Source organism: Alkalihalophilus lindianensis (assembly GCF_032843265.1).
Taxonomy (GTDB): Bacteria; Bacillota; Bacilli; order Bacillales; family Bacillaceae_D; genus Alkalihalophilus; species Alkalihalophilus lindianensis.
In genome coordinates this window covers 1-318 of record NZ_JAWJBA010000143.1, presented here as the reverse complement: position 1 = coordinate 318, position 318 = coordinate 1, and the positions used below count along the sequence as shown (strand labels likewise).

At 32.1% G+C, this 318-nt stretch carries 1 protein-coding gene; it reads right to left on the bottom strand.

The genetic code is table 11. From position 1 onward, the window contains the following. The coding region (locus tag RYX56_RS21690) for a tyrosine-type recombinase/integrase (RefSeq protein ID WP_317124029.1) at positions 1–318 on the bottom strand (318 nt) is incomplete at both ends.

Below are 318 nucleotides of genomic sequence, written 5' to 3'. Positions count from 1 at the left end.
TTATTTCAGGTGAACTATGTCCTAACCTTTTTGAAACAACAAGAATATCGGCATTAAACTCATTAATTAAGTAACTAACATGAGAATGCCTTAAACCCTTGGCTTGTATCTTAGGAACCTTTGCAACTTTAGCATACCTTGCTATAATTCTTGGAATCGTTGACCTATAAACAGGTAAACCTGTATAGCTTAATATGAAACCTTCTATTCCATGATTTGATTGAACCCGTTTCCATTTTTTTAATATACTCAAACTATCATCATCTAAAGTTATTGTTCGCATTCCATCTTCTGTTTTAGTATATGGCTTTCTCTTAT